Genomic DNA, 9287 nt, shown 5'->3' on the forward strand with positions numbered 1-9287 from the left:
CAGAGGCGACGTTAACATTCGGCATTTCCTGCCATGTGCTGCCCCATGTGTCGCCCCGATCCTCGACCGCCCGCGCTGTCAGAGGGGGCGAGCTGTCAGAGTGGCAAGAAATGGAAGTGTAATTTTTTACACCGGGGCGCCCGGCGCAGGCCATGCACACAAAAAGTGAAAGCCCCGCTGTTTAGCGGGGCTTTCCATTTTAGCTTAAGGTCGCTTAGATTGAACTGTCTGACTAAAGACTGCCCTTTGGGCTTGACCCCGTGGTGTTTGCCGCACTGCGGGGTTGTTCAATCCTCGACCAGAGTCATCGGCGGGTTGCGAAAGCAAGGATCGCCACCAGCAGATGTGCAGCAGTAAGCAGCAGCATCGCCTGATCGGGGGTCAATTTGTTCTCCTATCTCGAGCCGTGGATGCGTTATCGCGCTATCAGTAGAGCGCCGAGGGGGCAGACTATCAACATCTGGTGGCGCCCTTAACCGGATTTCCCCAGGGTTACACACAGATTATCTTTTTCTTTCAGTCATTTGTGGCTGTAAGACGTGGCGCATGGCCTTTGCGCGACCCGACACATGTGTGATCGTCTGCATGGCGCCGTGTCGCGTCCCGTCCTGACACGGCAGACAGTTGGCGAATCAGCGCGATTCGATGCCCAAAAGTTCAGCACCTTCTCACGGCGAATTACGAACTAAGTTCGCATATTGACAAGCTTCGCACCTTCCTGAACATTGCAACTAAGTTCGCAAATCATGAGAGGCCGCAGATGCGCCAAAGTCAGCTTTTGAAGATCACGGGCGGGACCCGGAACGAACTGGACGGCGGGCGCCGCCGCGAGGTCCTGCCGATCACGCCGCGCGACACGGAAACAGAGGATGCGGCCTGGCTGGATTACAGCCTTCGGGATGCCGTCATGCTTCGCCCCTATTTCGACCTGACGCGGGCCGGGTTGCGGGCCGAGGATGTGTCGTCCTTCATCCTGAACGGGGTTGACCGGATCGAGCGCGGGACCTTTGACCGCGTGGACGATCACATGATCTGCCTTTCCGAGCCGCGCCCGCTTCTTGGCCGGTGGGATGATGAAATCTGGATTGCGCGTGAAATCTGGACCTGTCCCGGCATCGGCAAGATCACGGGCGGGGAACGCGACTTTTCCGTGACCTGGCACGGCGGGACGCGGGACGAAATCACGTCTTCCGTCGCCTTCGCCGCCCGAGGCTTCGAGGATCGCGAAACCCTGTCGCTTCAGCTTTACAACCTGACGGCGGCGCGGGCGAAAGTGTTTGCGGCGGCGCGGGCGCTGTCGCTGCCCGAGCTGGCCGAGGTTGCAGGCTGATGGTCCGGCAATTCCGCGTCACGCTGCCGCCGCCCTGGGGGCCGGTCGAGTTGATCGAGCTTGAGGCAGATCGCGGCGGCGCCCCGCGCCGGACGCGGCGGCTTTACCTGATCGACCCCGGCGCGCCCCAAGGTCTGCACCTGGTTCAAACCGCCCTGCCCAATGGCGCGGCGCCGGTTCTGTCCGATGAAGCCTTGCCGCCCATGATTGCCGATTTCGAGGTGATAGAATGATCCCGACCCTGCACATTCACGGCCCGATCGGGGAAGGTCAGAACAACCCGCCCGCGATCGGCGCTTTCCTGGCCGAGAATGCCGGGCGCCCGGTCTGCCTGGTGGTCAATTCCTTCGGGGGCATTGCGGCGGATGGCGCCGCGATCATGGCGCTGATCGAGCAACACGGCAATGTGCGGGCCGAGGTGATGGGGGTTGCCGCTTCCGCCGCTTCGCTGCTGGTGATGGGCGCCGCCCGGATCGCGGTTCATTCCGCCGCGCATATGATGATCCACGACCCGTCAAACCTTGTCTGGGGAACTGCCGAGGATCTTCGCCGCGAGGCCGACAACCTGGACAAGCTGGCCGACACCTACGCCCGCGCCTATTCGCGCGCCACCGGGCATCCTGTCGAGCGCGTCCGGGGCTGGATGACCGCCGAAACATGGCTGACCGCCGAGGAAGCCGAGGCCCTGAACTTCTGTGATGAAGTGTTCGGGACCGATCAGAGCGGCGAAGCCGTCGCGGCCTTCGATTACACCCGGTTCAAGGCGCCGCCGCCCGCGATCCTTCGCGCGGCCCGGCAAGCCGGGCAGGGCGCCGCCTGAAATCGCAGGAACCGGGGCGGCCATGTCGCCAAACTCGCCCGCCCCGGTCCCGATCTGAACACCTTGGAAGGAATCAGACGTGCCGCAGCATAGCACCGCCCGCGCCCTTGCGGGATGCCAGAGCGCCAGCGATGCCGCGCGGGCCGGTTTCGACCTGGCCGCGTGGCCGGGCGATCTTGACCGCGCCTTGCGCCTTGAGCTGGCCGCGCGGCGCGTCCTGGCGGCGCTGGCGCCATGCCCGCCCGCTGACCGCCTGGCGCTGGTCGAATTCTGTCTGGACGCGCTGCGCGCGGGCGCCCCGATCCCGGCTTTCGGGCGCGTGATGGCCGAGGCCCGGCACTGGGCCGAATTCGCCAGCCGGACCGAGCTGAAAGCCTACGCCGCCGCCTGCTTTTCGCGCCTTGGCGCCGCCGATCAGGCCGCGTTCCTGCGCTTTGCCGATGAAAGGGGCGCCGCATGACCGATGATCGGGAAGGGCCGGGGATTGAGCGCGTCCGCGATGCGATGCGCCAAGCCGAGGAAATCAACCCGGCGCCGGGCGCCGCGTCCGGCGCTGTCCCGCTGTTTGGCCGGCGCGAAAGCCTGAAACCCCGCGCGCAATTCCTCTTGAACGCCGCGACCTTCGCCGCCGATCTGAAACCCTGCCTGCAACGGCCCTATCTGGTCAAAGGCTGGCTGGATCAGGGCGCCTTGTCGGTCCTTTACGGTCCCTCGAATTCCGGCAAGTCCTTTCTGGCGCTGGATATCGCGCACCACGTCGCCAAGGGCCGCGAATGGGGCGGGCGGCGCGTGAGCAAGGGCCGGGTTCTCTACATCGCCGCAGAGGGCGGCGGGGGCTTCGCAAACCGGGTTGCCGCGCTGGATGATCCCGAATTCTGGGTTCTGGCGATCCCCATGACCTTGACCGGGCCGGACAGTCAGGCCGGGCCGCTGGCCGAGGTTCTGCAACACCTGGCCGCGACCGGGGGCGCGCCTTTCGACCTGATCGTGATTGACACGATGGCGCGCGTGATGGGCGGGCGGGATGAAAACGCCGCCCCGGACATTGCCGAGCTTCTGCGAAATCTCGACCATATCCGCCGCGTGACCGGCGCCCATGTCATGCTTGTTCACCACACGGGCAAGGATACCGGCAAGGGCGCGCGGGGGCATTCATCGCTGCGCGCGGCGATTGATACCGAAATCGAGCTGTCCCGCGATGATGCGGGCCAGATCGCCGCCGAGGTGACAAAGCAGCGCGACGGGCCGACCGGCTATCGCTTTGCCTATCGCCTTCGGCAAGTTGAACTTGGGCTGGATCAGGACGGCGATGCCGTCACAACCTGCCTGGTCGAACCGGCGGGCATCGCAGAGGCGGGCCGCGCGGTTGTGAGCGAAGCGGCGCGCAAGGCCCTGTCGCTCCTCGACAGAGTGTTGACCGATCACGGCCAAGTTCACCGCAAGCCGAACTATCCGGGGCGTCCTGCCGTCGCCCTGGACCTGTGGCGGGATGCCTGCCGCGCGGATGGCGGGCTTTCGTCTTCGGACAATCCGGAAACCGTCGCGCGAATTTTCAGACGTTGCCGCGATGAACTTGAAAAGACACGGAAAATCCTGATCCGTGACGATCTGGTGTGGTGTCTGGAATGAGGCGGACAGGGAAATTTTGTCCGCCCTTGTCCGCCCTGTCCGGGGCGGCGGCGCGGGGCGGGTTGTCCGCCCTTGTCCGGGCTTGTCCGGCAATTCGTCAAGTGTCTGTTTATGCTTGCGAAATTGATGCATCCGCCTTTGTCCGCCCCGATCCGGAAAAAATCGGCGCGGCGTATGTGGCCCGGACCGCAGGAGGGAAAGGGGAACCCCCCTTAGGGGGGTCCCCTTCCCGTTCGGGACACGCCCGGATCGCTTCGGGCTGTCCGGTTGCGGCGGTCTGTCCCGAAATCGGGGGCAAGCGATGAAGGGGCTTCTTCGCAAACGTGCCACCGAGGCCGGGGCGGCGGTCCTGATCGAGCGGCTGCAACGCCTCGACCGCGATCTGATCGCGGCATGTGCGGCGCCGAACAATCCCCTGACCGTCGCGGCGCAAGACGAACTGGCGCGGCTTCATCGCCGCCTTCGCTGCCTGCGTCACCTGATCGAGCTTGAGGCGGGGAAGCGATGAACCGCCTTGCCAGAAATCCACGTTGCGGCGCGGCTTTGGGTCCTTCCGGCCATGTTTCGCACGCGGGTAATTCGCACCCCGTGACGTCAAAGCGAGGTATCAGAATACCCGCTGATTGTCTGGGTTGCTGTTGTTGTCCCGCTTCGGGGCCGGATGGGCGACCGCTTCGCCTCTACGATGATCGAAAGGAAATCACCATGCGTGACACGATCAACACCGGGGCGGCGGCGCCCGCCCGCAACCTGCCGCCCTTCGCGGCGCTGATCGGGGGCGCGGCCTTCATGGCGCGGGCCGAGGGCAACCCCGCGGCGGTCCCTTCGCCGGGCGCCGCGCCGGGCCAGTCTTCGGCGCGTCACCTGGCGCAGATGCGGCTTGCCGCCAGCCGGGCGGGCATTCCCGACACGATGGCCGATCTGATGGCCGAATGTGGCGTGACCGCCGCGCGGGCCGAGGCCACGGCGCAAGGTCTGGCCGAGGTCAACCGCATGGCCGCGCCCTTCATGCAGTCCGGGCGGCTGGACGGGGCGCGCCTGGCGGATATCACCCGCCGCGCCCTGATGGCCGGGGCCAGCGCCGGGGATGATGCCGCCGCGATCCTCGAGGCGATCAGCCGGGCGGCGGGGGCCGAGGCTGTCGAGCTGATGGCGCGGGCCGAGGCGCCGGGCCGGACGGCGGCGCCCGTCCATGCCAGCGCCGCCACCGGCGCCGGGCCATCGCGGGCCGAGGCGATGGCGGATGCGCTGCTTGCGCGGATGCAGGCCGGGCATGTGCCGACGCATGGCCGCGAATTCGCCTCGATGCGCCTCGATGACATGGCGAACCTGTCCAGCCTGTCGGGGCGCGCCTCGATGCGCTTTGGCGGATCGCAGGGCGTGGACGATTTCAACGCCGCCCTGGCGATTGCCTCGAACAAGGTTCTTCTGGGCGCCTATCAGGCCGCCGAATCCCAGATCAAGCGCGTGTCGCGCCAGATCAGCGCGGCGGATTTCCGGCCGATCAACACCGTTCGGATTTCGGGCGGGGTGGAGCTGGGCAAGGTGCTGGAGAATGGCGAATTCACGACCGGCACCATTCAGGACGCCGGGGAAGCCTTCGCCGTGGAAACCTACGGCAAGATTTTCGCCCTGACCCGGCAAGCCCGCGTCAACGATGATCTGGGCGCCTTCGAGCAATCGTCGCGCATGTTCGGGCAGGGCGCGGCCATGACCGAGGCCCGCTTGTTCGCCCGCCTGCTGGAAGCGAACAACGGCGCCGGGCCGGTCCTGCGGGACGGGAAAACCCTGTTCCATGCCGATCACGGCAACGTCGCGGCCACCGGCACGGCGCTTTCCGTGGCGTCCCTGACCGTCGCCCGCACCGCCATGCGGCGCCAGAAGGGGCTTTCCGGCGAGGTCATCGCGGTTCAGCCCATGTTCCTGGTCGTGCCGCCCGAGCTGGAAACCGTCGCGCAAACGCTGGTGGCGCAGATCACCCCGAATTCGCCGGGCGACGTGAACCCCTTTGCCGACCGGCTGACGGTCCTGGTGGACGCGCACCTGTCCAGCACGACGCGCTGGTATGTGACCGCCGCGCCGGGGATGCCGGACGGTCTGCAACACGCCTATCTGGACGGAGCTTCCGGGCCGCAGGTCTTCACCCGCGAGGGCTTCGAGGTGGACGCCAGCGAATTCAAGGTCCGGCTGGATTTCGGCTGTGGCTTTGTGGATCACCGCGCCTGGTTCATGAACCCCGGCGCCTGATCTCGGATCGCGCCGGGCCGGTCGGTCCTGGCGCTGATGGGCGGATCGCGCCCGGCCACATCGGGCGGCCAAAGCGATCCCGTCAGTCGTGAGTGGGCAAACCGCGACAAGGCGCGGCCCTTTAGATTCTCAGGGGCGCGGCGCAGGCCAGCACGGTTGCAGAACCGGGGCTGGCCGTTTCATTTTCGGGCTTTCGGGCATCATCGCCAGATCATGCCGCGAGACGCCGCAGGAGCGCGCGCAAGGCGCCTTTCCTGCCCTTGCCTATACGGACCATGCCGAGAACCCGAAAGGCCCGCCAGAGGCCCGGAAATCGGGCTTTCTGGCAAGGCCCGGTTTTCCGGCCACCGGAAAAGTTGCGATCAGATCCCCGCGCAAGGCGCCCGGCTTCTACATTCCGAAAATCTGCAAGGCGCCCCGCGCCCTTCTTGTTCTTAAGTTCTTCTTGTTCATGGTGCGAAAAGTTGCATTTTAACAATGGTTTGGGCGTTTATAAGTGTGGTTTCGGGCCGATTAAGTGTGGTTTCGGGCCGCTTAAGTGTGGTTTCGGGCGGAAATGTCGTGTTGACAGGTGTGGGAAACACACCGATTGAAAACACTTATGGGAAAGACAATCCAAGTTGCCGCTGATCGGGCTTTCGATCAGGCCAAGACGGTCCTGCCTGCCGAGGTGGCGCGCGGGGTCTATATGCGGAATGCGCCGAGCCTTCAGGCGCTGAAGCTCATGCATCTGATGATCGCCACGGCGGGCGGGCGCATGGCCGAGGAAGTCCAGCACGATATCCGGCTTTCGGAAATTCGCCGGATCGAGGGCATGAAGAACCACGACCGCGCCAGCCTGACGCCGCTATTCGAGGAATTGCGCGCGGCGGTTCTGACCTTCGATGATCCCGAGGCGATGGAGGTCACGATTGGCGGCTTTCTCGATGAGGCGGTGATAAAATACCGCCACGAGGTGAGCGGCGACATTCTGGTGAGCTGGTATTTCGCCCGGACCTTCCGGCGCATGGCCGAGCAATCGAACCATTGGGCGATCCTCGACCGCCAGACCGTCTTTCACCTGGGCAGCAAGTATTCGGTTCTGCTGTTCCAGCACGTCGCCAGCTTGGCCGGGCTGGAATTCGTCAGGGAAAAGACCTTCACCATTCCCGAACTTCGGGCGCTTCTGGGCGTTCCCGAGGGCCAGCAAAAGCGATTTGCCGACCTGAATCGGAACTGCCTTCAAATGGCACTTTCGGAAATCAATCAGCTTTCCCGCCTGACCCTGACCGCGCGCCCGAACAAGATAGGCCGCACCGTGGCCAGCGTGACAATCGGCTGGCAGGAAAAGGGCGATCCGCGCGAGGCCAAGCGCGAGCTGGCCGCGTCCAAGGTCGGGCGCAAGGCCCGGCGCGACGGCACGTCCGAGACGGTCCCGACCGCCTTTCCCGCGACCGGGGGCATCGCCTATTCGGCCCGCTGGCTGGACATCAAGAAAGCGGCGGGATGCAATGCCGACAATCAGAAGATCGCCGCCGATTTCCGGCGCTTCCTGTCGGATCGCGGCATCGCGCGGGATGCGGGCAACATCGACAAGCTGTTTGCCGATTTCTGCCGCAAGGTCGGGAAGGTCTGAACCGGCCCGGCCTTATCGCCCGCTGATCCGTTGCCAGAGGCCGCGCCGGGCCGAGGCTTCGGCAAGCTGCTGGACCTTCTGGGCAAGGTCCTGAACCGTCTTGCGGGTTTCTTCCGCCTTGAGGTCCGCCGCCTGGACCGCCGCGCGCATGTCTTCGAGCTGCTGCACCGTGGCGGGCGGCGGGTTGTCGGGCGGGTTGTCCTGTGGGTTGCTGTCCGAAAGCGCGCGGCGCGCGGCGGCGGCGAGAACTTCGGCGGCGAATTCCGCCTGGGTCTTCCCGGTCTTCTTCGCGGCCTTGTTCAACAGCGACCGGAATTCGGGCGTGAACCCCGCGCCCTTCAAGGTCAGCGTTGGCCGGTTGTCCCTGCCCTTGGCTGTCATGCCTTCCCCCTCGATCTGCCGGGCAACCCGGCGCGGGTTGCAGGATGCACCCCGCGCCCGATCAGGACAACCCGCTGTGGGTTGTTCCCGGCAACCCGCCAGCATGTCAGCAACCCACGGCGGGTTGTCGTGAGCAACCCGCGCGGCGGATCAGCAACCCGCGCCGGGTTGTTCGGTGGGTTGCTGGCGGGCCAGCCTGACGCCCGGCCCTTGCCCGTCACCGTCCAGAAAGATCACCCCGGCCTGTTCCAGCGCCGCGCGGATCGCGCTGGCCGTTGCGGCCCGCCCGCCTAGAACCCCGTCTGCCGCCTCAAGGCGGGCAATGGTCGGGACGGACACGCCAGAGGCTTGCGCCAGATCATCTTGCGACCATGCCAGCAAGGATCGCGCGGCCTTCACCTGCCGGATTGATATTTTTCCTATTGACACGATGCGCGCCCCTATCTGATATGTTTCCTATCAATACCTGTGATTTGGAGACGTGACAATGCCACAGAACACCCGCCTTTCGGCGGCCGATCCCGGCTTGCCTTCCGCCCGCCTCGATGACCTGCACGACTGTTTGTCGCTTGCCCTGGACGTGACCGAGCGCCGGGGCGGCTATTCGCAGGCCGAGCGCGAGGCCCGGTCCTATCTTCGCGCGGCGATGCGCCAGACGCGGCGCCTGATGGCCGATCAGATCGGGGGGCGGGCATGAGCGGGTTTTACGAGACATGCGTGAGCGATGCGACCATCGACCGGGCGGCGAAGATACGCCACCTTGCCCGCGTGGGCGCGGCGGCTTCGCAATCGTCGCTTGCCCTGGCGCAAATGGACCTGGCGCTTGTGACCCTTTTCGAGCTGATGGCCGAGCTGGCGTCGCAGATCGAGGATGATCTTGAAGGGGGCGCGGCATGATCGGGCGGCTTCTCGATTGCGAGGATGAAGTGAACCGGCTGCGCGATCTTCTGACGCTTCTGGCGATGGCATCCGGCGATCTGCCGAAAGAGGAAGGCCGGGCCATGTCGCAGGGCATCGCCACGGCCCGCGCGGTGGCCGAGGACGTGGCCGGGATGCTGGCGGCGATCCGGGCGGATGCAACCGCAGGGGCGGAGTCATAACACCCGATATGGCCGAACAAGCCTGACCGCCGCCCGAAACATCGCGCGGCGGTTGTCATGCCTGGGCGCGATCCGGCCCGCGATCCGGCCCGCGATCCGGTCGGGGCGCGCCCGCCGCCCTTCGTCGCCCCGAGGGCCGTTGCCGCCCGCAAGGGCGGGGCAGAA

The 9287-nt window shown here is 65.8% G+C and carries 13 protein-coding genes; 11 read left to right on the plus strand and 2 right to left on the minus strand.

Annotation, left to right across the window (positions count from 1 at the left end):
- Window positions 1–760: 760 nt before the first annotated feature.
- From ACTZWU_RS16540 to ACTZWU_RS16575, 8 genes are all read left to right on the plus strand, one after another.
- Window positions 761–1330, plus strand: coding sequence for a hypothetical protein (locus ACTZWU_RS16540; RefSeq protein WP_444738461.1), 570 nt, complete (start codon window positions 761–763; stop codon window positions 1328–1330).
- Window positions 1330–1563 (plus strand): hypothetical protein, encoded by a 234-nt coding sequence (locus tag ACTZWU_RS16545; protein ID WP_444738462.1) that lies wholly within the window; start codon window positions 1330–1332, stop codon window positions 1561–1563. The genes ACTZWU_RS16540 and ACTZWU_RS16545 overlap by 1 nt, the downstream gene beginning before the upstream one ends.
- Window positions 1560–2150: a head maturation protease, ClpP-related gene (locus ACTZWU_RS16550; RefSeq protein ID WP_444738463.1), complete on the plus strand. Its 591-nt coding sequence runs from the start codon at window positions 1560–1562 to the stop codon at window positions 2148–2150. The genes ACTZWU_RS16545 and ACTZWU_RS16550 overlap by 4 nt, the downstream gene beginning before the upstream one ends.
- A 79-nt stretch (window positions 2151–2229) precedes the next feature.
- Window positions 2230–2610 carry a hypothetical protein gene (locus ACTZWU_RS16555; RefSeq protein WP_444738464.1) on the plus strand — a complete coding sequence of 127 codons (381 nt, stop codon included), beginning with the start codon at window positions 2230–2232 and terminating at the stop codon, window positions 2608–2610.
- Window positions 2607–3779 (plus strand): helicase RepA family protein, encoded by a 1173-nt coding sequence (locus tag ACTZWU_RS16560; protein WP_444738465.1) that lies wholly within the window; start codon window positions 2607–2609, stop codon window positions 3777–3779. Before ACTZWU_RS16555 ends, ACTZWU_RS16560 begins: the two co-directional genes overlap by 4 nt.
- A gap of 301 nt (window positions 3780–4080) precedes the next feature.
- Window positions 4081–4287 (plus strand): hypothetical protein, encoded by a 207-nt coding sequence (locus ACTZWU_RS16565; protein WP_444738466.1) that lies wholly within the window; start codon window positions 4081–4083, stop codon window positions 4285–4287.
- Between the two features lie 197 nt (window positions 4288–4484).
- Window positions 4485–6026, plus strand: coding sequence for a phage major capsid protein (locus ACTZWU_RS16570; RefSeq protein WP_444738467.1), 1542 nt, complete (start codon window positions 4485–4487; stop codon window positions 6024–6026).
- A 601-nt stretch (window positions 6027–6627) separates the two neighbouring features.
- A complete protein-coding gene (locus ACTZWU_RS16575; RefSeq protein ID WP_444738468.1) occupies window positions 6628–7641 on the plus strand; it encodes a replication initiation protein in 1014 nt (337 codons plus the stop codon).
- 12 nt (window positions 7642–7653) lie between these two features.
- Here the strand turns inward: ACTZWU_RS16575 and ACTZWU_RS16580 are convergent, their stop codons facing one another.
- Both ACTZWU_RS16580 and ACTZWU_RS16585 read right to left on the minus strand, forming a co-directional pair.
- Window positions 7654–8022, minus strand: a complete 369-nt coding sequence (locus tag ACTZWU_RS16580) for a hypothetical protein (protein WP_444738469.1) — start codon at window positions 8020–8022, stop codon at window positions 7654–7656.
- A 150-nt stretch (window positions 8023–8172) separates the two neighbouring features.
- Window positions 8173–8451: a helix-turn-helix domain-containing protein gene (locus ACTZWU_RS16585; protein WP_444738470.1), complete on the minus strand. Its 279-nt coding sequence runs from the start codon at window positions 8449–8451 to the stop codon at window positions 8173–8175.
- A 58-nt stretch (window positions 8452–8509) separates the two neighbouring features.
- Here ACTZWU_RS16585 and ACTZWU_RS16590 point away from each other — a divergent pair, with 58 nt between their 5' ends.
- Genes ACTZWU_RS16590 through ACTZWU_RS16600 form a run of 3 tightly spaced genes read left to right on the plus strand, consistent with a single transcriptional unit; the run spans window position 8510 to window position 9122 of the window.
- Window positions 8510–8719 (plus strand): hypothetical protein, encoded by a 210-nt coding sequence (locus ACTZWU_RS16590; protein ID WP_444738471.1) that lies wholly within the window; start codon window positions 8510–8512, stop codon window positions 8717–8719.
- Window positions 8716–8919, plus strand: a complete 204-nt coding sequence (locus ACTZWU_RS16595) for a hypothetical protein (RefSeq protein ID WP_444738472.1) — start codon at window positions 8716–8718, stop codon at window positions 8917–8919. Before ACTZWU_RS16590 ends, ACTZWU_RS16595 begins: the two co-directional genes overlap by 4 nt.
- On the plus strand, window positions 8916–9122 hold the full coding sequence (locus ACTZWU_RS16600; RefSeq protein WP_444738473.1) for a hypothetical protein: 207 nt from the start codon (window positions 8916–8918) through the stop codon (window positions 9120–9122). The genes ACTZWU_RS16595 and ACTZWU_RS16600 overlap by 4 nt, the downstream gene beginning before the upstream one ends.
- Window positions 9123–9287 lie beyond the last annotated feature (165 nt).

The sequence above is a fragment of the Paracoccus sp. NSM genome, assembly GCF_052379855.1.
Classification (GTDB): domain Bacteria; phylum Pseudomonadota; class Alphaproteobacteria; order Rhodobacterales; family Rhodobacteraceae; genus Paracoccus.